Raw genomic sequence first — 22,413 nt, forward strand, 5'->3', positions numbered from 1 at the left:
GGAGAACGCAATGACCGGTTTCCCGCCCGGCTTCCTCTGGGGCGCGTCTACCTCGGCGCACCAGACGGAGGGCAACGACGTCAGCAGCGACTGGTGGGCACGCGAAGGCCTCATGCCCGGGATGGAGCCCAGCGGCGACGCCGTGGACAGCTACCACCGCTATCGGGAGGACATGGAGCTGCTGGCCGGAGCCGGCTGCACCGCTTACCGCTTCGGGATCGAGTGGGCGCGGATCGAACCGCGCCCGGGTCAGGTGTCCCGCGCGGAGCTCGCGCACTACCGGCGGATGATCGACACCGCGGTGCAGCTCGGGCTCGAGCCCGTCGTTACGCTGCAGCACTTCACCGCCCCGGCCTGGTTCGCCGCGGAGGGCGGCTGGATGGGGGAGAGGGCGATCGAGCGGTTCTCGTCTTACGTGACCACCGCCACCCAGATCCTCGGCGGAGTGAACTGGGTCGCCACCATCAACGAGCCGAACATGCAGGCGATGATGGTGATGCTCGAGGAGGCCATGCGCGCCGGGAAGCTCGAGGAATGGATGAGCCCGACCGTCGACGGCGGAGAGGAGGCACAGCGGGAGCGGATCGCCGCGAATCTCCCCGTCCCCCAGCCGCGCTTCGGGCACCGAATGGTCGAAGTCCACCACGCCGCCCGCGACAACCTGCGCGAGCGCACCGACGCCAAGGTGGGCTGGACGATCGCGAACGGCGCCCTCACTGCGTCGCCGGGTAACGAGGAGAAGCTCGTCGAGGTCCGCTACAACTACGAGGACCTCTACCTCGAGGGCTCGCGCGGCGACGATTGGGTGGGCGTGCAGTCCTACTCGAGCCAGCAGGTCGACGCGAACGGCATAGTCGGACACCCCGAGCACCCGGACAACACCCTGACCGGCGCGGCCTACCGGCCCGACGCTCTCGGAATGGCCGTCCGGCACACCTGGGAGAAGACCGGTCTGCCGATCCTCGTCACCGAGAACGGCATCGCGACCGGCGACGACGAGCGCCGCATCGCCTATACAACCGAGGCCCTCCGAACGCTGGTGTCGGCGATGGAGGATGGGGCGGAGGTGCGCGGCTACCTCCACTGGAGCCTGCTCGACAACTACGAGTGGGGCCACTGGGGACCGACCTTCGGGCTCATCGCCGTCGACCGGGAGACCTTCGAGCGGAAGCCCAAGCCCAGCCTCGCCTGGCTCGGGCAGGTCGCCAGCACGAACGGAAGCGTCCTCACCGAAGCCCTCGCACGGTGACGACGGGACGCCGTCACATGACCCGCCGGCCGCGGCCGCTGACCCCGCGAGAGTTCCTACGCAGGCGAGGAACGGACGCGACGACGGTGATCGCCTGCGTCGGTGACAGCATCACGCGCGGCGTCATGAGCGCGGACTGGGTCCGGCTGCTGAGTGATGATCTCGGCGACGCCGCCCAAGTCATCAACGCCGGCGTCGGCGGCGACCTCGCCGAGAACGTGCTCCGTCGCCTGGACGACGTGATCGCATGCAACCCAGACGTCGTCACCGTGCTGGTCGGCACCAACGACGTCGCCGCCCTCATCTCGAACGAATGGATGCGCGGCTACGAGCGCGCTCAAAAGCCGTCCGAGCGCCCGAGCATCGAGGTCTACCGCCGGATGCTGGAACGGATCGTGGCGCGCCTGCGGTACGAGACGGAGGCACAGATCGCCCTGCTCGAGATTCCGATCCTCGGCGAGGATCTCGGCAGTGCGGAGAACGAGAGGGTCCGAGCGTACAACGCGGTGGTGCACGCCGTCGCCGACACCGCGGGCGTTTCGGTGCTGCCGCTGTTCCAGCCGATGGCGGACGTCCTCCCGAAGGGGCACCGTGCGCCGCACTTCGGGGGCTCGAAGCGGCTGATGGGTCGCGCGATGATCCGTCACCTGCTGCTGCGCCAGTCGTGGGAGAGCATCGCCCGACGGTACGGCTTCGCGCTGCTCGTCGACCACGTGCACCTCGCCGACGCGGCGGCGCAGCTGATCGAGGGTCAGGTGGCGCGGTTCGTCTGCACGGCACTGTCCCTGCCCGACCGTACGGCGGTGGAGAGATGACGGAGGAGCCGGTCCGAATCGGGGTGCTCGGCGCTGCTCGCATCGTCCGCGGCGCCCTCCTTCAGCCCAGCACGGCGGTGAGAGGTGTCGAGGTCGTGGCGATCGCAGCGCGCGATCCTGACCGCGCTGCCGGGTACGCGGCAAAGCACCGGATCCCCAGGGTGCACAGCTCCTATGCAGAGCTCCTCGATGACCCCGACATCGACGCTGTGTACGTCCCGATGCTTCGGGAGGTCATCGACGCGATCAGACGCGGTCACCTCCAGCACCCGCGGCATTCCGCCGCCGACACCCTGGCCGTGTTCCGCACCATCGACGTCATCTTCCAGCAGCTCCGAGCCTGAGCGCCGGGACCATTCGAAAGGACTCTCATGCCCACTTCCTGGCAGGCCTCCTTCATCTCCACCGGCTCGCCAGCTCGGGCGGGAGATCCGGCTCCGTACTTCCGCAGGGAGGTTGCGGTCGGCGACGGCCTCGTCCGCGCGACACTCTTCGTCACTGCGCTCGGCATCGTCGAGCCGTACGTGAACGGCGTCCGGGTCGGGGACGAGATGCTCGCTCCCGGCTGGACGTCATACCGGCACCGGCTCAATGTCAGCAGCCACGATGTCACGACGCTGCTGCAGGTGGGCGCAAACGCGGTGGGAGCGATCGTCGGTGAGGGTTGGGCCGTCGGGCGGCTCGGCTGGGAGAACCGCCGCAACCACTACACCGACCGTCCGGCGCTCCTGCTGCAGCTGGAACTGGAGTACCCTGACCGCACCGACGTGGTCGGCACCGACGACAGCTTCCGCGTCGGCACCGGGGCGGTGCTGGCCAACAGCATCTACGACGGCGAGACCTACGACGCCCGGCTGGAACCCGCGGGGTGGACTCGGCCCGAGTTCGACGACAGCGGATGGGTGAGCGCTGAACTGCTCGACTGGGATATGGCGGCCCTGCGGTCACCGGTGGGCCCGCCGATCCGTCAAATCGAGGAGCTGGCGCCAGTCGAAATCCGAACGAGTCCGAGCGGCAAGACGATCGTCGACTTCGGCCAAAACCACTCCGGGTGGGTGCGGATCACCGTCGCCGGCGAGGCTGGACGCACAGTCACCCTCAGCCACGCGGAGCTGCTGACCCCCGCCGGCGAGCTCGAGACGGAGACGAACCGCACCGCCGAAGCGACTGACCGCTACATCCTTCGCGGTGGCGGGGCTGAGACCTGGGAGCCTCGGTTCACTTTCCACGGCTTCCGCTACGTCCAGGTCGACGGGTGGCCGGGCGAGCTCACTGCCTCCTCGATCACGGCCATCGTGGTCCACTGCGACATGGTGCGCACCGGATGGTTCGAGACTTCGAACGAACTGATCACCAAGCTTCACGCCAACACGGCGTGGTCGATGCGTGGCAACTTCGTCGGCGTCCCCACCGACTGCCCGCAGCGCGACGAGCGGCTCGGGTGGACGGGCGATCTCAACGCCTTCGCTCCGACCGCAGCCTTCCTGTACGACGTCCGCGGCATGCTCCGCTCGTGGCTCGAGGACCTCGCCGCCGAGCAGCATACGAAGGGGTACGTCCCGTGGGTGGTTCCGGATGTGCTGCCGAACCCGTCATCGCCGACCGCGCTATGGAGCGACGTCGCCGTGAGCCTCCCGTGGGCGCTGTACCAGGAGTACGGCGAGCTCGACATCCTTCGCCGGAGCTACAACTCCATGGCAGCCTTCGTCCGCCAGGTCGAGGGCCTCCTGGACGAAACCGGGCTGTGGAGCTCCGGGTTCCAGTACGGCGACTGGCTGGACCCCGACGCGCCGGCCGGAAACCCAGCGGGCGGCAAGACCGACCGGCACCTGGTCGCTTCCGCCTACCTCTGCAAGACCACGCGCGAGATGGCGCAGACGGCGGCGCTCCTGGGCAAGGCCGAAGACGCCGCGCACTTCCTCGCGCTCGCAGACCAGGTGCGGGCGGCCTTCCGCGCGGAGTTCGTCACCCGGACGGGCCGGATCGTGAACGAATCCGCGACCGCCTACGCGCTCGCCATCGCGTTCGGAATCCTCGACGAGGATCAGAAGCGCAAGGCAGGCGCCCGCCTCGCTGCCCTCGTCGCGCAAGCCGGCTACAAGATCTCCACCGGGTTCGCCGGTACCCCGCTGGTCACCGACGCGCTGAGCAGCACCGGGCACCTCGATGAGGCCTACCTGCTCCTCACCGAGACCGGCTGCCCGTCGTTCCTCTACCCGGTGACCATGGGTGCCACCACGACCTGGGAGCGGTGGGACTCGGTTCTCCCCGACGGCACACTGAACTCCAGCGGGATGACCTCGCTCAATCACTATGCCCTCGGGGCGGTCGCCGATTGGCTGCACCGAGTGGTCGGCGGTCTCGAGCGGACGGAGCCGGGCTACCGGCAGATGCGCATCGCGCCGCGGCCGGGCGGAGGACTGACGTCCGCGGAAGTCGTGCACGAGACGGTGCACGGCCGGGCGGAAGTCCGCTGGCGGATCGAGGATGGGGAGGCGCTACTCGAGGTCACGATCCCTACGGGCACGACGGCCACGGTGGTGTTGCCGCTTCATCCGGATGGCATCAGCGAGGATATCGAGGCCGGCAGGCACTCCTGGCGCTACGCCGTCGTCGCACCGGGCGAAGCAGACGTTGAATACACCATGGATACCCCCCTGCGGCAGCTCTCCGCGGACGCCGCAACCTGGCGCAATGTCACTGAGGCATTCCACAAGCACTTCCCGGGCGCCCCGCTTGATGCTTCCGCTCCGGAGGCGGCCGCGCTTTCGCTCAATCTCCTGCTCCAGTACATCCCGGGCGCATCGGCGGAGTTGGAGCGTGACTTCCGGAGCGCTATCGTGCCGGACGGACGTCGTTGACGCCGATCGGTATGTAACTCGTCACCAACTGCATCGCAGAGCCGGGATGTCGGCCTGCCGCCGATCGGAGCGATCAGCCTCGGCGGATTGGCATTCCGGACGGCGGTCCATCGCATCATCGCCGAGGTACCGGCGATCCGAGCAGTCATCCTGAGGACTCGGGGAGCGGTGGCCGGCTGACCCTCTCTGTCAGTAGGTCGCCCGGCCGCCGCTGATGTCGTATACCGCGCCCGTGGAGAAGCTCACTTTTTCCGAGGCGAGCCAGGCCACCAGCTCCGCGACCTCCTCTGGCTGCCCGATCCGCTTCATCGGGATCAGGTTGGTGATGTGAGCGAGCGCCTCCGGGGCGGTCTCCGCGTTCATGGGCGTCGAGATGACAGCGGGGGCGATCGCGTTGACCAGCACTCCGGTGGTTGCGAGCTCCTTGCCTGCTGCCTTCGTGAGGGCGATCACGGCGGCCTTGGAGGCCGAATAGATGGCGAGGTTGGGGTTGCCGTCCTTTCCGGCCATGCTGGCGAAGTTGACCACCCGTCCCCAGCCGCGCTCGACCATTCCGGGGACGAAGGCGCGCATGGTCGCGACCGTCCCGAGCACGTTGACCTCGAGCACCTTGCGCCAGTCCTCCGCACGGGTCTCAACCAGCGGCACGCCGGGTCCGACGATGCCCGCCGAGTTGATCAGGATGTCGACCGTACCGATCTCCGCCGCGACCGACTCGAGTGCGCCATCATCTGTTACGTCCAACTGATAATCGACGTCGCCCGCCAGGTCCAGCGTCACGACGCGCACTCCATCCTGGCGCAGGCGCTCGGCGGTGGCGGCTCCGAGGCCCCGGGCTCCTCCCGTGATGACGGCAGTCTTCATGTGTTGCTCTCCTTGCTACTGGCGTCGGCGGCGATGCCGACGTGGATCTTGGGTCCGGGGCCGGCGCCCCGCGGGCGCTCGCCCGCCAGGATCGGGGCGAGTTCGCTCAAGCCCACGGTGGCTGCGATGAGCGGACGTGGGTCCACATCGCCGCGCGCGTAGGCGTCGATGGTGCCACTGAGTCCGGGAGAGGCGCTCAGGATCCCGACGGCCGTGACATCCTTCAGGGCCATCGTCCGCGTGTCGATCAGGCTGGTACTCCCCGCCAGGCCCACGTAGACGACCCGCCGGCCCGGCTGGACAAGGTCGAGCGCCTTCGCGGGCAGGTGCGGGGCGTTCGACGCGTCGATCACCGCGTCCCAAGGCAGCTCGGGCAGGGCGTCCTCCGTCCAGACGCCCTCGAAACCGAGTGATCGGGCGAACTCGAGGGAGCGCTCGCTGCGCCCGAGGAGGTGCACCTCCGCACCCGCCGCTCGCGCGAACATCGCCGCGAGCAGCCCGATCGTTCCAGGCCCCAGGATGAGCGCCCGATCGCCCGCAGCCAGAGCGGCCGCCTGAACGGACCGGAGCGCGTTGCCGCCGGGTTCGACGAGAGCGCCGAGCGCGTCGTCGACCTCGTCGGGAAGCTCACGGAGGGAGGTGGCCGGGACAGCCACCTGTTCCGCCAGCGCACCCGGCCGGCCGTCACGAACGCCGAGCTCGCCGCGGAACTCGCACACGTGCTGGTAGCCGCCCCGGCAGCGGCGGCAGACGCCGCAGCCGAGCATCGTGTCGCCCGTGACGCGGCGGCCGAGCCAGCGCCGATCGACCCCCTCGCCGACGGCGGACACGGTGCCCATCCACTCGTGGCCGATGCGGATGGGGTACGTCGTGTGGCCATCGGCGAGGTATTGCATCTCGCCCGTATAGAGCTCGATGTCGGTTCCGCAGACCCCCGCGCGCTGCACGTCGACGACGACGTCGCCCGGGCCGGCGCTCGGCGCTGCGACATCCTGCACGGATGCCTCGCCTGGGCCGGTGATGACGAAGGCCTTCATCGGGGCGCGAGCACGTTCTGCCGTTGGGAGCCGAGTCCGTCGATGCCGAGCTCCATCACATCACCTGGATGGAGCCAGATCGGTGGCCGGAAGCCCATGCCCACTCCCGGCGGCGTGCCCGTGTTGATGAGGTCGCCCGACTCGAGCACGAGGAACTGGCTGAGGTAGTGGACGATGAAGTACGGATCGAAGATCATCGTCGACGTCGAGCCCGTCTGGCGGCGCACCCCGTTGACGTCCAGCCACATGCCGAGGTCGAGCACATCATCGATCTCGTCGGGAGTGACCAGCCACGGGCCGGCCGGGTTGAACGTCTCCGCCGACTTGCCCTTCGCCCACTGACCGTTGCGTTCCAACTGGAATGCGCGCTCGCTCACATCGTTGACCACGACGAAGCCTGCGATGGCGTCGCGGGCCTGCTCGACGGAGTCCAGGTAGCTCGTGCGAGAGCCGATGACAATGCCGAGTTCGACCTCCCAGTCGGGCTTCGTCGAGCCGCGGGGGATGCGCACGTCGTCGTTCGGCCCGATGAGCGTGTTGGGGGACTTGGTGAAGAGGATCGGTTCGTCGGGCACGGCCTGCCCGGTCTCGGCGGCGTGGTCGCTGTAGTTGAGCCCGATGCAGAGGATCTGGTGCGGCCGTGCGATCGGCGCCCCGATGCGCTGGCCGCCGAGTTCGAGCGACTGGCCGGATGCCGCACGCGACGCGACGACGGGGCGGATCCGCTCGAGCCCGCCGCCGCCGAAGAAGCGCTCATCGAAATCGTCGACGACGTCGGACAAGTCGACATAGCGACCGTCGGCGAGTAGCGCGGCGGGCCTCTCAGCGCCGAAGGCACCGATGCGGAGGAGTTTCATGGAACCTCACTGGTGTCGGGGCCGGAGAACCCGGCCCACAGCGGTTGGGGGAGCCCACGCACGCCGGGCCGGACGGTGAAGACCCGCCCTGAGTGCGGGAACAGTTCGAGCTGCTCATCGTCGAGGTCTTGGGTGGCCGTCGTGATCACCAGCACGTCGAGGTCGACTCCGGCGAAGGCGACGCTCGACGTGTGCGGCGCCGGAACCTCGATGGAGGCGACCAGCTCGCCAGAAGGCGAGTACCGATCGATGCGACCGAGGCCCCACATCGCGATCCAGAGGTGCTCCTCGGCATCGATGCATAAGCCGTCGGGGTATCCGTCGTCGAACGAGAGATGCACCGAGCGCGGGCCCACCCGGCCGCTGGCGACATCGTAGGCACGAACCAGTACGCGCCGGCGTTCGGTGTCGACCGAGTAGAGGCGCGACCCATCGCGCGACCAGGCGAGGCCATTCGAGAGTGTGAGGTCGTCGTCGATCACCTCGATCGATCGGTCGAGGCCGACCTGGACGAGCTGCTCCTGGTTCGAGGGCCCGGCGAGGCTAAGTGAGCCGACCAAATACCGGCCGAGCGGATCAGGCTTGCCGTCGTTGAGCCTTCGCGAGCCGGCGCTTGAGATCAGCCGCGGCCCCGGATGCAGCTCTCCTGCCTCATCGCGGACGTACAACCGCTCAGCTCCGGCGATCAACCAGGCACCCGAGGCAGATACGGCGATCGCGCCGACGGTCTCGTCGAGATCGAGTTCGTCACGGATCTCGAGAAGTCCGTCAGGGCTGAGGTCGGCCGAGTACACACGGCCGCGCCGGATGTTCACCCACAGCAGACGTTCCCGGATCGGATCCCAGAACGGGCCCTCGGCGAGCTCGTGTACCTGCGGGTGTGCGACGCGTATGCTGCCCTGGTTCATGCGGTCCTCTCTCGGATTCCGGTCGTCTCGGCGATGATTGTGCGGATCTCATCGACCGATTCCAAAAGGGCAGGGAGCGGCGTGCGATAGGCCAACGCGCTGACACTCACCGCGCCCGACGGCTCCGTCGGTGACGAGAGATAGACCGGGAACGCGACGCAGTTGATACCCATCTCGTTCTCCTGGTCATCGACTGCGAAGCCGTTGCGGCGCGCCTCGTCGAGGCGCAGGTGCAGGTCGGTGGCCGTCACTGCGGTGTTCGGCGTCCGGGCTTCGAGCACGCGGTCCCCGATCCAGGAGACGACATCGCGTTCCGTGCGCACACGGGCAGCGAGGAGCGCCTTGCCGACACCCGTGCTGTGAACGGGGTTGCGCCCACCGATCGTCGAGGTCAGCCGCACAGCGCCGACCGACGGTTCGACTTTGGCGCGGTAGACGACCTCGGTGCCATCCATGACCGCGAAGTGCGCGGTCTCGCCGAATCGTGCTGCGAGACGCTCGAGGAGAGGTCGGACGCGGACATGCTCGGGCCGCGCCTCGTGGTGGGCGAAAGCCAGCCGGAGAAACTCATCGCCGAGAATGTAGTGCCCGCGACCGTCCTGCGAGGCGAGGCCCGCACGCCGAAGCGATGCGAGAGCTCGGTGCACCGTCGACTTCGGATTTCCAGTGAACCGGACCATCTCGTCGAGGCTCGCCCCAGCCGGATGGGAGGCGAGTTCCATGAGCACCGAGAGCACACGGTCGGAACCCACGAGCCGATCTCCGGCCCCTTCGATCTCCGTCATGCCTGTCATTGGTCCTGCCTTCCGATCGCCTATGCTAACCATAGTTTCATCAATTAGACCAACATTCCGAAAGTTGGAAAACTATGAAGTCTCTGCGGAGCTCCGAGTGGTACTCGGGCGATGACAGAAACGCCTATATCCATCGCGCATGGATGCGCCGTGGTCTGCCGGGCGACTTTCACCACCGCCCGCAAATCGCCATCGCGAACACCGCCTCCGACTTGACGCCCTGCAACAGTCACCTCGATGAGGTCGCGCAGTCGGTGAAGAACGGCATCTACGAAGCCGGCGGAATTCCACTCGAACTTCCGGTCGTCTCACTCGGCGAGACCCAGGTGCGCCCCACGGCGATGCTGTGGCGGAACATGGCGGCGATGGCGACGGAAGAGATGCTCCGGGCCAACCCGATCGACGGCGTGGTCCTGCTCGGCGGATGCGACAAGACCATCCCGGCTCTGCTCATGGCGGCTGCGTCCGTGGACATTCCCGCCGTCGTGGTACCCGGTGGCCCGATGATCACCGGTCACTTCCGCGGTGAAGCGCTCGGTTGCGGCACCGATGTCTGGCGGCTCAGCGAGGAGGTGCGGGCCGGCGAGTTGAGCGAGCAGCTGTTCCTCCGGTCGGAGTCCGCCATGATCCGCAGTCGCGGGCACTGCAACACCATGGGTACGGCGTCGACCATGGCCCTCGTCGCAGAGGCGCTCGGCACCGTGCTCCCGGGGCTGGCGGGTACACCGGCACCCGACAGCCGGCTCCTCGAAGGAGCGCAGGAGACCGGCAGGCTCGCCGTGCAACTCGTCGCCCAAGACCGTCGCCCGAGCACCGTCCTCACCCGGGCGTCGTTCCACAACGCGATCGTTGCACTGGCAGCGATCGGAGGTTCGACCAACGCCGTCGTGCATCTCCTCGCGATCGCGGGCCGGCTCGGCATCAACCTGACCGTCGACGATTTCGATCGCATTGGCGCAGAGGTGCCGCTCCTGGTCAACCTGCAACCCGCCGGGCGATACCTGATGGACGACCTGTACCGGGCAGGCGGGTTCCACGCTGTCCTGCGGGAGGTGCGGGATCTGCTCGACCCCGACGCTCTGACCATCACAGGGAAGCCGCTCGTGGACTATCTCGACGACGCCAAGATCTGGGACGCCGACGTTATCACCCCGCGCGAACAGCCCCTACTACCGGCAGCCGGAATCTCCGTGCTGCGCGGTTCGCTGGCGCCCGGCGGCGCGATCATCAAGCCCGCCGCGGCATCCCCGCACCTGCTCAAACACCGCGGCCAAGCGGTCGTGTTCGACAGCATCGAGGACTTCCATGCCCGCATCGACGACCCCGAGCTCGACATCGATGAGAACTCGGTGATGATCCTCCGCGGCTGCGGTCCGATGGGATACCCGGGCATGCCCGAAGTCTCGAACATGCCGCTGCCGAAAAAGCTCCTCGAGCAGGGCGTGCGCGACATGGTACGCATCTGCGACGGTCGGATGTCGGGTACCGCCTACGGCACCGTCATCCTGCACGTCACGCCCGAGGCGGCCGCCGGAGGCCCTCTCGCGCGCGTGCACACGGGCGACTGGATCAACCTCGACGTACGCAACCGTCGCCTCGACGTCGAGGTCCCTGCCGATGAGATGGAAGCCCGCGGCGTGAACGAGGCGACCGTGAAAGGGTTCGCCAACCCCCGCCGCGGCTGGGAACGCCTCTACGTCGACCACGTCATGCAAGCCGACACCGGCGCCGACCTCGACTTCCTCGTCGGCTCGAGCGGTTCGAAGGTCAGCCGTGAGTCACACTGACGCCCCCACGACACTCGAGGACGCGGGTGCGGAACTCCTCGAGGCGCTGGGCTCGACAGGTGTGCTCGTCAAAGCACGGGCGACTGACAGGCTCGCGGCCGCCCACGACGCCTCCCACTACCAGTTCACTCCCCGGGCGATCGTCGTGCCGAGCTCCGTTGAAGAGGTCGCCGCCGTACTGGCGGAGAGCCGCCGGCTCGGCATTCCGGCGACCTTCCGATCCGGCGGCACGAGCCTCAGCGGACAGGCAGGATCAGCCGGCATCCTCATCGACACTCGCCGCAACTTTCGCCAGATCACCGTGCTCGACCACGGCCAGCGTTTGCGCACCGGCCCTGGCGCCACCGTGCGCGCGGTCAACACCCGTCTGCTCCGGCACAAGCGGAAGCTCGGGCCTGATCCGGCGAGCGAGATCGCCTGCACGATCGGCGGCGTGGTCGCGAACAACTCCAGCGGCATGGCCTGCGGCACCGAACACAACACCTACCGAACCCTCGAATCCACACTCCTCGTGCTGCCCAGCGGCACCATCGTCGACACTTCTCTTCCCGATGCCGATGACCTACTCCGGCTAGCCGAGCCCGCGATTCACGCCGGTCTCGAAGCCCTGCGCGACCGCGTCCGTACGAATGAGGACTCCGTGGCACGGCTCGAACAGCTCTACGCGATCAAGAACACCATGGGCTACACACTCAACTCGTTTCTCGACCACGACCGCCCGGTGGACATCCTTGAGCACCTCGTCGTCGGAAGCGAGGGCACGCTCGCGTTCGTCGCCGAGGCGACGTTCCGCACGATCCCGCTCAAGACTCACCTGGCCACGGGCCTGCTCGTATTTCCCGACCTGGCGGCCGCGACGCTGTCCATCCCAGCGCTCGTGGCATCCGGGTTCGCGACGATCGAACTGCTCGACGCGACCAGCCTCCGGGTGGCCCAACGCGACCCCGAAGCCACCGACGCGCTGCTCTCCCTGCAGGTCATCGATCACGCCGCGCTGCTCGTCGAATACCAGGAGGAGTCGGCCGAAGCGCTCGAACTCCGAGTCGCCCAATCCGTCGAAGTGCTGCGCACCCTCCCGCTCGCCTATCCATCGGCGCTGTCAACCGACCCGACGACACGAGCCCAACTCTGGCACATCAGGAAGGGCCTGTTCACGGCCGTGGCTGGCAGCCGGCCCTCCGGAACCAGCGCACTCCTCGAGGACATCGCCGTGCCGGTCGACCGGCTCTACCAGACCTGTATCGACCTGACCCGGCTGTTCGAACTCCACGGCTACGAGGACAGCGTGATCTTCGGGCACGCCAAAGACGGCAACATCCACTTCCTCCTGAACGAACGCTTCGACGACCCGGCCTGTCTTATCCGCTACGAGGCGTTCACGGAGGACATGGTCGACCTCGTGCTCGCCCAGGGCGGCACCCTCAAGGCTGAACACGGGACCGGCAGAATCATGGCGCCGTTCGTTCGCCGCCAGATCGGCGACGAACTGTACGAGATCACACGGGCGGTGAAACGCCTCATCGATCCCGACGGCGTGCTGAACCCGGGCGTGCTCGTCTCGGACGACCCGCACGCGCACATCCGGGATCTGAAGACCACCGCCACCGTCGAAGGCGAGGTCGATCGCTGCGTCGAATGCGGGTACTGCGAACCCGTCTGCCCGAGCAAGGACTTGACCCTCACACCTCGGGAACGCATCGTCCTGCGTCGCGAGATGGCCCGGGCTGAAGGGGCCGGGGACACAGCGCTGCTGCGCCAGCTCCGAACCGAGTACGACTACGACGGCGTGCAGACCTGCGCCGTCGACGGGATGTGCCAAACGGCCTGCCCGGTGCTCATCAACACGGGCGACCTCGTCCGTCGCCTCCGAGCGGAGAATCAGAACAGCGTGCAGGAGTCGACGTGGAGCGTCGCCGCGAGGCACTGGGATGCTGTCACCAACGTCGCCGGCGTCGCACTGACGATCACTGACCGCGTACCCGCGGCTCTTCCCCGACTGGCCACGGATGTCGCGCGCGCCGTCGTCGGCAAGGAAGTCGTTCCTCGGTACACTGCCGACCTTCCGAAGGGTGGGCGCCGTCGTCCGCGGCTGACCTCGGATTCTCCCGCAGCCGTGTACTTCTCGAGCTGCACGACAGCGATGTTCGGCGCGGCTGGGGACTACCACGGGGTCGCGGAGTCATTCGTGCAGCTCTGCAACCGTGTCGGCGTCGACCTCGTGACGCCCGACGACCTGCCGTCGCTCTGTTGCGGAACCCCGTGGAAGTCGAAGGGGCTCACGGTCGGCTACACCGAGATGAAGGAACGCGTGACCGCGTCGCTCCGACGGGCGACACGCGAAGGAATCCTTCCCGTCGTCTGCGACGCATCCTCCTGCACCGAAGGGTTGGAGGTGCTGCTGGAGTCGGCCGGTGCCCTCGGCATCCGGGTGATCGACGCAGTGGCTTTCGTCGACGAGCACGTGCTTCCGCTGCTGCCAGCGGGCGACAAAGTGGCTTCGCTCACGCTGCATCCGACGTGTTCGTCCACGCGCCTCGGAATCAACGGGGCGCTCTCGCGGGTCGCGGCCGCCATTGCTGAGGAGGTCGTCGTTCCGGACGAGTGGAGCTGCTGCGCATTCGCCGGCGACCGAGGCATGCTGCACCCGGAGTTGACCGCGTCGGCCACCGCCGGAGAGGCAGCTGAGGCGGGCGCTGCGGCATCCGTTGCTCACGCTTCCCTCAACCGCACGTGCGAACTCGGGATGACGAGGGCCACCTCGACGCCGTACCAGCACGTGCTGCAGCTGCTCAACCAGGTGACGCGCGACTAAGCGATAGGCCCTTTGTGGCGCGACTTGATCCGCGCACGTCTATTCAACAATATCGTCCGAGATCGTCCGAGATCGCCCGGGGCGTCCCGTTATCGACCGCGACTATGCCGGTCGTGTACCTCCCCGAGACGTGGGGCGGGATCGGACAGTCGCTGCCGCCAGGTGCGCTGTCGACGCTCCTGCGTAACGTCGCGTACTTGCCCAACGCGGCCAATTCGCCGTCTGCCTGGATCGTCCTGTGTGCCTGGGCCGCTGCTGCCGTCATTGCACTCGTGGTGTTCGCCTCGCGACGCCAATCGATAAGGGCCGTGTTCGACGACCGGTCCCCACCTTGCCGGCGACAGAGCGGCCAGGTGGACCAGTTCAGGAGAGTCCGAACTGACATCGGGTCATCGCGTCGAACCAGCGATCCGGCAGCCGGCTCAGGGCGACGGCAGTTCCCGCGCCGCGACCGACCCGGTAGCGAACATGCAGGCGGGGAGTGGTCGCAGCGATTGCGATGGCGGCCGCGACGACGTCCGGTTCGCTCGTGATCGCGGAAGTCTGCGCGGAACGGTGGTAGCGGGCTACCGTCGCTCCATCTAGTGGCGCGGCGAAGACCTCACTCCCGGCATGGCGTCCTTGGCTTACGCGTGTTCTGTTGTTGGGCCGACGTCCCAACGCCCTCCCACCGTCACCGATGTCCTGAGACATCAACTGTCACCGACGTCCTGCGGCAGGACTGTCACCGAAGTCCCGGGACATGAAAGGGGAGGGGCAGTACTTGATGCGCACACGCTTATTCAACGAATATCGATCCGAATCCACCCCAGACGTTCCCAGCTCTCCCTAGTAGAGTCGCTTCCGCAACATCCGTTCTCTCAAGGAATCCCGGGCCAGTCCGAGACCATCCGAGATTTCGGGTTCGAGGAGAAAGACTCGAGAACGGCCCCCGGCGTCTTCGTGGTGTCGCGGGTTCGAGTCCCGCCCTCGCTACAACAGGCCCGGCTTTCTGCGAAAGTTTCCGGGCCATTCGTGCCCCTCCTTCGGGGTATGGCGGGGAACGGCAGCCGCGCTCTACGCTCCGGGTGTCCGGGGTCGTCGACCCGTCGCGGGCACTGCACGTGAAGGGTGTCGACATGACTCCGGAAGAGCATGCGCGATCGTACGCGAGCGCGTTTCCCCGATTCGTCAGTGACGGCGGGGTGAGGGAGACCTGGGACCAGAAGTGCGGGTCACTGGTCTTCAGGTACATCAACCACGAATTCGGATGGTCGCCGTTTCCGACCGCCGACATCAGCAGCGCCCGCCGCGCCGCCGACAATTCGGGGCAGCTCAACTCGAACGCAGCGGACGCGCCCGCGCTCGCATTCCATTTCTGGGACATCGCAGGCATCGACAACGGCCACGTCGGCGTCGGCATGACGCGCGGCGCCGCCAAGCTCTTCATGGCCAATGCCTCGGTGACGGAAGACCTCGGCGACGCAATCGGGTTCGCCTCGGTCGACCACTACACGACCGCGAAGTCCCCACGAGCCACGTATCTCGGCTGGGCGACGAACTATGCCGGCGGCCGACCCGACCCGACCGCGGCAGCGGCCGCCGTCGGCCGCTTCCGAAAGAAGAAGAAGGAGTACCCCATGTTCTCCATCATCCCTGTCGTCGACGGCGGGATCTGGGCGCAATCGACGGTCACCGGACGTCGCACGCACATACTCACGCCCTATCACCTCGGGTTGCTTCAGCGAGTACGTGACAACGACGGCGCAGACACCATGTTCGAATCGGAACTCGACATCGTCCGCGTCTACCTGGAAGGGATCGGCCCCGACGAACTCACCGCCGTCTCCGCCAACGAACTCATCGAGGAGTTCCGACCCGAATTCGACAAGCTCGGGCCGGTCGCGAATACGACACCGCTCGAACTCGACGAAGTGTTCGCGGGTCGTATCAGGTCGCGTGGCACGCAGTGATGGCGTTCGGCTTCAACGCCGACTGACATCCCGGACCCGGTTTTCTCCGAGTCCCGCATGAGCGAAGGGCCGACAGAGCGCATCTGCCGGCCCATCGCAGTGTGAACGGCGACGACAATTCGGCAATCGGTTGTCAAGTCGGATTCCACATGCTTCACTTGGCACGTCAAAGGTGCACTAGTGAATGGAACCTGATCATGCTGACTCCTCGCACGACTCGGACTCGCGACATCCGACCCCTCGACGGGCTCTGGCGATTCGCGCTCGACGGTGAGGTCGGAGAGCGCCCGTGGGCGACGCGGCTGCCGATCGATCGGCTGGTCCCCGTGCCCGCCAGCTACAACGACATCTTCCTCGCCCCCGAGATCCGCTCGCACGTGGGCGTGGTCTGGTATCAGCGGGACGTTCACGTGCCCGCCACGTGGGGCGGGCAGCGGATCGTCCTGCGATTCGACTCTGCAACCCACAGCGGCACGGCGTATGTCGGCGATGAGCTCGTGGTTCAGCACCACGGCGGGTTCACGCCGTTCGAGGTGGACATCACGGAGCATGTCATGCCAGGCGAGGTGGCTCGGGTGACGATCGCAATCGACAATCGACTCACCAGCGAGACGATTCCTCCCGGCGTGCTGGTGACCGGCAAGGACGGTCGCGACCAGCAGCTCATCCGTCATGACTTCTTCAACTACGCCGGTCTCGCGCGGAGTGTCCGGCTCTACACGACACCGGTGGACCACATTCGCGACATCACCGTCAGGACTGACGTCGTCGACGGGCTCGGCGCGGTTCACTATGAGGTCGACACCAGCGCCGGTTCGGAGCCCGCGGTCGAACTGAGAGACGAGGATGGTCGGCTGGTTACATCCGGCCACGGCACCAGCGGGTCGCTGAGCGTTCCGGATCCGAAGCTCTGGGAACCCGGCAACGCGTATCTGTACGACCTGGTGGTTCGGCTCGGCGAAGGCGGCGACGAATACACCCTGCCCGTCGGCATCCGCACCGTGGCTGTCCGAGGGCAGCAGTTCCTCATCAACGACAAGCCCTTCTACTTCACCGGATTCGGGAAGCACGAGGACAGCGACATCCGGGGCAAAGGCCACGATGACACGCTCCTCGTGCACGACTTCGAACTAATGGGATGGATCGGGGCCAACTCGTTCAGAACCTCCCACTACCCGTACGCCGAGGAATGGCTCGAGTACGCCGACCGGCGCGGCATCGTGGTGATCGACGAGACGGCGGCGGTCGGCCTGAACATCAACATCGCAGCCGGCTTGGTCGGCGGCGCCACGCAGCGGACCTTCTCACCCGAAGCCATGAGCGATGCCACCCGCGCGGCTCACGCGGAGAGCATCCGCGAGCTCATCCAGCGAGACAAGAATCACCCCTCCGTCGTGATGTGGTGCATCGCCAACGAACCCGCCTCTTCGGAGGAGGGCGCGCGGGAGTACTTCGAGCCGCTCGTGGAACTCACCCGCACGCTCGACCCGACGCGCCCCGTTACCTTCGCCAATCAAGGCGCTGCCCGGTTCGACAACGACCGCATCGTGGACCTGTTCGATGTCGTCTGCCTCAATCGGTACTTCGGCTGGTACGAGCACACCGGCGACCTCGCGGCTGCCGAGGGCGCTCTCGAGGAAGAGTTGCGCGGGTGGGCGGCGACGCATGACAAGCCGATCGTCATGACCGAGTACGGCGTCGACACCCTCGCGGGCCTGCACAGCGCGCACCCGGGCCCCTGGAGCGAGGAATACCAGATCGACTTCCTCGAGATGTACCACCGAGTCTTCGATCGAGTGGATGCCGTGGTCGGCGAGCAGATCTGGAACTTCGCCGACTTCCAGACCACGAGCGGGGTCTTCCGTGTGGACGGCAACAAGAAGGGCGTGTTCACGAGGAATCGTCGGCCCAAGTCGGTGGCGCGGGCACTTCGGGCACGTTGGATGGCGATGGTTGCGGCGCTCGACGAGCGCACCCCAATACCGAGTGACATTTAGGCAATCGGTTGACAACCTGAAAACCGAGTGCTTCACTGGTTTTCGATCAGCAGTGCCCAGTGTCCATCGACGAAGGAGTCAGACCATGCTCAAGAGATCACGGCTCAAGAGATCACGCGACGGGCGAGGAAGAGCTGTCGGAGCCCTGGCGGCCCTCGCGCTCATCCTGTCCACCGCAGCCTGCTCGCCTGCAGCGGAGTCCGGCGGCGAGGGTGAGGCTGCCACGCTCACCCTCGCAATCCAAGCCGCGCCGCCTTCCCTCGATCCGGCGCAGCTCGACGAGGGGGCCGGAACATTCGTCTGGTCGTCGCTCTTCGACACACTGCTCAAGGTCGACAATGACGGCACCATCCAGCCCAACGCCGCCGAGGCTTGGGAATACTCCGAGGATCTGCTGACCCTGACGCTGACGCTTCGCGACGGCCTGTCGCTCAGCACGGGCGACACGATCACGGCGGAGATGGCGGCCGCGAACCTCGAGCGCACGCGCGTGACCCCCGGTCCGCAGCAGCCGAAGCTCGCCAATGTGGAGTCGATCACGGCACCCGACGACAAGACGGTTGCGCTGAAGCTCACGCAGCCCGACCCGTCGCTGGTCAACTACCTGGCGCAGGCAACGGGCGTCGTCGCGGATGCCGCCACGTTCGACGATCCCGCCGCGGCGCTGCGCCCGGTGGGCTCCGGGCCGTACACGTTGTCGGACACCACGGCCGACGGAACGAGCTACGTGCTCGAGCGTCGAGACGACTACTGGAACGCCGAGGAGTACCCGTTCGAGACGGTGACCGTCAAGGTCATCCAGGACTCGACGGCGATCTTCAACGCGTTGCAGACGGGAGAGGTGACCGCCGCGGCAGTCCAAGCACCACAGCGGGAGCAGGCTGAAGGCGCCGGCCTCACCGTCACCGAGGTGAAATCGGCGGGCACCATGTTGCTGCTGCTCGCCGATCGCGAAGGCACGATCGTTCCCGCCCTAGCAGATGAGCGCGTTCGGAAGGCCATCAACCTGGCGTTCGATCGCGAGCTCTACGTCTCGTCGCTCCTCGGAGGGGTCGCGCAGCCGACCGAGCAGTCCTTCAACATCAATGGCGCCGCGTACGACGCCGCTCTCGAGGGCACCTACGACTACGACCCGGAAGCTGCGCGCGAGCTGCTCGCCGAGGCAGGGTACGCAGACGGCTTCACGCTGAAGATGCCGAGCACGGTCGTCTCGACGACCTTCGAGCCGGCGGTCACCCAGTCGCTCGCCGACATCGGCATCACCGTGGAGTGGGATCCGGTCCCGCCGCAGAACATTGCGAGCTCGCTCACGTCCGCGGAGTACGGCGCAGTCGTGTGGTTCGAGGGAACGAACCTCGCCGGACGAGAGATGGCCAACTACTTCTCACCCTCCGGCTTCCTCAACCCATTCCATTGGCAGACGCCCGAATTCGATCAACTGCTGAGCGACATCGCCAATGAGCGCGATCTGGACGCGCAGGCGGACCTCTACAAGAAGGCGACCGCATACACCGTCGAGAATGCCCTCAACGCTCCCATCGCGTCGATCGGAGCGCTGTGGGCCACGGCAGACGGAATCGAGCTCGCCACCGACATCAACGTGCCGAAGACCGTCCGCATGTTCGCGCCTCCTTCGGACTAGGGCAATCGACCGATGAGCGGGCGCCCGGTCGGGGATCGGGCGCCCGCTCATCGCCGGTATCGCCGCAGGGCGAGCGGATGCCGCGGAGCATCCGTCACACTTCGATAACGACGAAACCGAATTGTGGCAATCGGTTGTCAAACCGGATGGATGGTGGTTTACTGGCCGCTAGACCCGGCGAGTCCGACCGTTCGGCACAGGTTGTCAAGCGGTTGCGCAGATTCGGTTTTCATTCAAAGGAGTATGAACACATGTCGACTTTCCGTACGGATCGCCGGGCCCGCCGGCTGGCCGTCCTCCCCGCGGCCGCCCTCGCCGCGGCCCTGGCGATCACCGGCTGCGCCGGCTCACCGTCTCCTGCTGCGACCGACTCGGCCGCGCCGATCGAGGAGAAGGATCTGGCTGTCGCGGCGGTGTCCGCACCGAACTCGCTCGATCCCGCCCAGGTGGTCGACGGGCAGCAGATGTTCGTGTGGTCGTCGATCCTCGACACCCTCCTGCGGAAGAGTCCCGAGACCGGCGAGCTCGAGCCCGGTGCCGCTGAGGCCTGGGAGTACAACGAGGAAGGCACCGAGCTGACCCTCACGCTTCGCGAGGGGATGACGTTCAGTTCGGGCGACCCCGTCACCGCAGACGCCGTGGCGGCGACGCTGCTGCGTTCGAAGGCCACTCCGGGCAGCGTGCAGAGCCGCCTCGCCGCGGTGGAAGACGTCGTCGCGACTGATGACCTCACTGTCGTCATCACGTTCTCGCACTTCGACCCGCAGTTCCTCGACAACCTCGCTCAGGGGCCCGGCGCCATCGGCGACCCGGCAACGATGGACGAGGAGCGCACCGCGACCGATCCCGTCGGATCGGGTCCGTTCACGCTCGACGTCGCGAAGACCGTACCCGGCAGCAGCTACGTGCTCACGAAGCGCGATGACTACTGGGATGCCGAGAACGTGCCGTTCAAGACCCTGACGGTGAAGGTGCTCCAAGACCCGACTGCGTCCTTCAACGCGCTGCAGGCCGGCGAGATCAACGCTGCGACCGTGCAGTCGCAGCTCGTCGCGCAGCTCAACCCCGATCAGTTCACGATCACCCCGAACGAGGCCGTCGCCGTCGCCTACCTCAACATTCTCGACCGCGGGGGCGAGACCTGGCCCGCGCTCGGAGACAAGCGCGTTCGCCAGGCGATCAACCTCGCCATCGATCGAGAGGGCGTGCTCAAGGGCCTCTTCAGCGACATGGGGCTCGTGACGACCCAGCTGGTGAGCCCCTACGGCGCGATCTACGACGAGTCGCTCAACGAAACCTACGAATACGACCCCGAGGCCGGCAAGGAGCTCGTGGAAGAGGCCGGCTACGCGGGCGAGACCTTCAAGATTCCGAGCACGTTCCTCAGCACGACGATCGAGCCGGTCCTGACGCAGGCGTTCTCGGATATCGGACTCACGCTCGAATGGGTGGCGGTGCCGCCGCAGCAGGCGCAGTCCGCGGCTCGCTCGGGCGAGTACGGCCTGTACTACCAGATCCTCGGGTTCAACTCCGACTCGGCAGACCTCGCGACGACGATCGGCCCGGCAGGGTTCGGCAACCCTCGGGCCTACACCGACCCGACGCTCGACAAGCTCTTCGGCGAGATCGACTCGACCGTCGACTTCGAGGCCGCGCTGCCCGCCTACCAGGAGCTCAACGAGTACGTCGTCGACGAGGCGTTCGTCGCGCCGATCGTCTACATGGGAGCCAACTGGGCGACCGGCGATGGGATCACCTACGCGGGGAAGGCGAACACCCTCTCGACGATCCGCCTGTTCGCCGTCACCGAGTAGCCGCCCGGTGGGGGTGTGCCGGGAGGCGCACCCCCACCCCGAACCTCCGGAGCCAACGATGCCCGTTTACATCATCCGTCGTCTCGGCGCGGGCCTGGTGCTCGCCCTCCTGGTGACGTTCATCACCTTCCTGCTGCTCAGCACGTCGTTCGAGGACGTCGCGCGCACGATCCTCGGCCCCTCGGCCACTCCCGAGGTGACCGAGGCCCTCATCGCCGAGCGCGGGTGGGACAGGCCCGTCTTCGTGCAGTACGTCGACTGGCTGGTCAACGCCGCCCAGGGGAACTTCGGCGTTTCCGTGTACACCTCGCTGCCGGTCGGCCCGACCGTGCTGCAACGCCTGGCGGTCACGCTCTCGGTGATCATTCCGGCTCTCATCCTGACCGTGATCCTCTCGACGATCCTCGGGGTCTGGTCGGCGTCTCGCGGGGGTGCCGTCGATCGACTGGCGCAGGGCATCTCGCTCGTCGGCTACATCGTCCCGGGGCTGCTCCTCGCGATCGGGCTGGTGGTGATCTTCGCGGTGCAGCTCAAATGGCTTCCCGCCACGGGATACACGCCGCCGGGCGAGGATCCAGCCGCGTGGGCCCGCAGCATCACCATTCCGGTCATCGTCCTGGTGATCGGCGGCGTCGCCAACATGGCTGCACAGGTGCGCGGCCGCATGATCGACGAGCTCCGCCGCGACTACGTCCGCACACTGCGCACGCGAGGAACGTCGACGACGTCCATCGTCCTCCGGCACGCCCTGCGCAACGCAGCGAGCCCGGCGTTGACGGTCATGTCGCTCGAGTTCATCGGCATGTTCGGCGGCGCGCTCATCATCGAGAACGTCTTCGCCCTGCCCGGCTACGGCAGCTTCGCCTTCAACGCGTCGCTGCAGGGCGACATCCCCGTGATCATGGGCATCACCGCATTCGGGGTGCTCCTCGTCACTGGCGTCAATCTCCTGACCGACCTGGCCAACGGCTGGCTCAATCCGAAAGCGAGAGTCCATTGAGCAACGAACGGGGACCCATCATGG

The 22,413-nt window shown here is 67.0% G+C and carries 16 protein-coding genes; 11 read left to right on the plus strand and 5 right to left on the minus strand.

Annotated features, from left to right (window positions below; genetic code table 11):
• Positions 1-10: 10 nt before the first annotated feature.
• The 4 genes from ESP51_RS03425 to ESP51_RS03440 are packed head-to-tail and all read left to right on the plus strand — an operon-like array spanning position 11 to position 4,925.
• A complete protein-coding gene (locus ESP51_RS03425) occupies positions 11-1,249 on the plus strand; it encodes a glycoside hydrolase family 1 protein (RefSeq protein ID WP_129519491.1) in 1,239 nt (412 codons plus the stop codon).
• Between the two features lie 17 nt (positions 1,250-1,266).
• Positions 1,267-2,064, plus strand: coding sequence for an SGNH/GDSL hydrolase family protein (locus tag ESP51_RS03430; RefSeq protein ID WP_129519492.1), 798 nt, complete (start codon positions 1,267-1,269; stop codon positions 2,062-2,064).
• Complete coding sequence (locus ESP51_RS03435; protein ID WP_129519493.1) at positions 2,061-2,408, plus strand: Gfo/Idh/MocA family oxidoreductase; 348 nt, start codon at positions 2,061-2,063, stop codon at positions 2,406-2,408. Before ESP51_RS03430 ends, ESP51_RS03435 begins: the two co-directional genes overlap by 4 nt.
• A gap of 27 nt (positions 2,409-2,435) precedes the next feature.
• Entirely contained in the window at positions 2,436-4,925 is a 2,490-nt protein-coding gene (locus ESP51_RS03440) for a glycoside hydrolase family 78 protein (RefSeq protein WP_129519494.1), read from the plus strand.
• A 189-nt stretch (positions 4,926-5,114) separates the two neighbouring features.
• Here ESP51_RS03440 and ESP51_RS03445 read toward each other — a convergent pair whose 3' ends face one another.
• Genes ESP51_RS03445 through ESP51_RS03465 form a run of 5 tightly spaced genes read right to left on the minus strand, consistent with a single transcriptional unit; the run spans position 5,115 to position 9,376 of the window.
• The gene (locus ESP51_RS03445; RefSeq protein ID WP_129519495.1) at positions 5,115-5,789 is read right to left on the minus strand and encodes an SDR family NAD(P)-dependent oxidoreductase; all 675 of its coding nucleotides are present in this window, start codon (positions 5,787-5,789) and stop codon (positions 5,115-5,117) included.
• Complete coding sequence (locus ESP51_RS03450; RefSeq protein WP_129519496.1) at positions 5,786-6,826, minus strand: zinc-dependent alcohol dehydrogenase; 1,041 nt, start codon at positions 6,824-6,826, stop codon at positions 5,786-5,788. Before ESP51_RS03450 ends, ESP51_RS03445 begins: the two co-directional genes overlap by 4 nt.
• Positions 6,823-7,683, minus strand: coding sequence for a fumarylacetoacetate hydrolase family protein (locus tag ESP51_RS03455; RefSeq protein ID WP_129519497.1), 861 nt, complete (start codon positions 7,681-7,683; stop codon positions 6,823-6,825). Before ESP51_RS03455 ends, ESP51_RS03450 begins: the two co-directional genes overlap by 4 nt.
• Positions 7,680-8,591, minus strand: a complete 912-nt coding sequence (locus ESP51_RS03460) for an SMP-30/gluconolactonase/LRE family protein (RefSeq protein ID WP_129519498.1) — start codon at positions 8,589-8,591, stop codon at positions 7,680-7,682. Before ESP51_RS03460 ends, ESP51_RS03455 begins: the two co-directional genes overlap by 4 nt.
• Complete coding sequence (locus ESP51_RS03465; RefSeq protein WP_129519499.1) at positions 8,588-9,376, minus strand: IclR family transcriptional regulator; 789 nt, start codon at positions 9,374-9,376, stop codon at positions 8,588-8,590. The genes ESP51_RS03460 and ESP51_RS03465 overlap by 4 nt, the downstream gene beginning before the upstream one ends.
• Before the next feature lie 83 nt (positions 9,377-9,459).
• Between ESP51_RS03465 and ESP51_RS03470 the strand changes: the two genes are divergently transcribed.
• The 7 genes from ESP51_RS03470 to ESP51_RS03500 all read left to right on the plus strand — a co-directional run bounded on the left by ESP51_RS03470 (position 9,460) and on the right by ESP51_RS03500 (position 22,389).
• On the plus strand, positions 9,460-11,172 hold the full coding sequence (locus tag ESP51_RS03470; RefSeq protein ID WP_129519500.1) for an IlvD/Edd family dehydratase: 1,713 nt from the start codon (positions 9,460-9,462) through the stop codon (positions 11,170-11,172).
• The gene (locus ESP51_RS03475) at positions 11,159-13,984 is read left to right on the plus strand and encodes an FAD-binding and (Fe-S)-binding domain-containing protein (RefSeq protein WP_129519501.1); all 2,826 of its coding nucleotides are present in this window, start codon (positions 11,159-11,161) and stop codon (positions 13,982-13,984) included. Before ESP51_RS03470 ends, ESP51_RS03475 begins: the two co-directional genes overlap by 14 nt.
• Positions 13,985-15,102: 1,118 nt before the next feature.
• The gene (locus ESP51_RS03480) at positions 15,103-15,936 is read left to right on the plus strand and encodes a hypothetical protein (RefSeq protein ID WP_129519502.1); all 834 of its coding nucleotides are present in this window, start codon (positions 15,103-15,105) and stop codon (positions 15,934-15,936) included.
• 197 nt (positions 15,937-16,133) lie between these two features.
• Positions 16,134-17,933, plus strand: coding sequence for a beta-glucuronidase (gene uidA, locus ESP51_RS03485; protein WP_129519503.1), 1,800 nt, complete (start codon positions 16,134-16,136; stop codon positions 17,931-17,933).
• An 85-nt stretch (positions 17,934-18,018) separates the two neighbouring features.
• Complete coding sequence (locus ESP51_RS03490) at positions 18,019-19,575, plus strand: ABC transporter substrate-binding protein (protein WP_129519504.1); 1,557 nt, start codon at positions 18,019-18,021, stop codon at positions 19,573-19,575.
• 251 nt (positions 19,576-19,826) lie between these two features.
• Positions 19,827-21,389: an ABC transporter substrate-binding protein gene (locus ESP51_RS03495; protein WP_164990385.1), complete on the plus strand. Its 1,563-nt coding sequence runs from the start codon at positions 19,827-19,829 to the stop codon at positions 21,387-21,389.
• Between the two features lie 58 nt (positions 21,390-21,447).
• Positions 21,448-22,389 carry an ABC transporter permease gene (locus ESP51_RS03500; RefSeq protein WP_129519506.1) on the plus strand — a complete coding sequence of 314 codons (942 nt, stop codon included), beginning with the start codon at positions 21,448-21,450 and terminating at the stop codon, positions 22,387-22,389.
• The last annotated feature ends 24 nt before the right edge of the window (positions 22,390-22,413 follow it).

Source organism: Agromyces albus, from assembly GCF_004134825.1.
GTDB classification, from domain to species: Bacteria; Actinomycetota; Actinomycetes; order Actinomycetales; family Microbacteriaceae; genus Agromyces; species Agromyces albus.

Coding starts and splice junctions, on each gene's coding strand:
- ESP51_RS03425 (WP_129519491.1), top strand. CDS start 11: ATGACCGGTTTCCCGCCCGGCTTCCTCTGGGGCGCGTCTACCTCGGCG.
- ESP51_RS03430 (WP_129519492.1), top strand. CDS start 1,267: ATGACCCGCCGGCCGCGGCCGCTGACCCCGCGAGAGTTCCTACGCAGG.
- ESP51_RS03435 (WP_129519493.1), top strand. CDS start 2,061: ATGACGGAGGAGCCGGTCCGAATCGGGGTGCTCGGCGCTGCTCGCATC.
- ESP51_RS03440 (WP_129519494.1), top strand. CDS start 2,436: ATGCCCACTTCCTGGCAGGCCTCCTTCATCTCCACCGGCTCGCCAGCT.
- ESP51_RS03445 (WP_129519495.1), bottom strand. CDS start 5,789: ATGAAGACTGCCGTCATCACGGGAGGAGCCCGGGGCCTCGGAGCCGCC.
- ESP51_RS03450 (WP_129519496.1), bottom strand. CDS start 6,826: ATGAAGGCCTTCGTCATCACCGGCCCAGGCGAGGCATCCGTGCAGGAT.
- ESP51_RS03455 (WP_129519497.1), bottom strand. CDS start 7,683: ATGAAACTCCTCCGCATCGGTGCCTTCGGCGCTGAGAGGCCCGCCGCG.
- ESP51_RS03460 (WP_129519498.1), bottom strand. CDS start 8,591: ATGAACCAGGGCAGCATACGCGTCGCACACCCGCAGGTACACGAGCTC.
- ESP51_RS03465 (WP_129519499.1), bottom strand. CDS start 9,376: ATGACGGAGATCGAAGGGGCCGGAGATCGGCTCGTGGGTTCCGACCGT.
- ESP51_RS03470 (WP_129519500.1), top strand. CDS start 9,460: ATGAAGTCTCTGCGGAGCTCCGAGTGGTACTCGGGCGATGACAGAAAC.
- ESP51_RS03480 (WP_129519502.1), top strand. CDS start 15,103: ATGACTCCGGAAGAGCATGCGCGATCGTACGCGAGCGCGTTTCCCCGA.
- uidA (WP_129519503.1), top strand. CDS start 16,134: ATGCTGACTCCTCGCACGACTCGGACTCGCGACATCCGACCCCTCGAC.
- ESP51_RS03490 (WP_129519504.1), top strand. CDS start 18,019: ATGCTCAAGAGATCACGGCTCAAGAGATCACGCGACGGGCGAGGAAGA.
- ESP51_RS03495 (WP_164990385.1), top strand. CDS start 19,827: ATGTCGACTTTCCGTACGGATCGCCGGGCCCGCCGGCTGGCCGTCCTC.
- ESP51_RS03500 (WP_129519506.1), top strand. CDS start 21,448: ATGCCCGTTTACATCATCCGTCGTCTCGGCGCGGGCCTGGTGCTCGCC.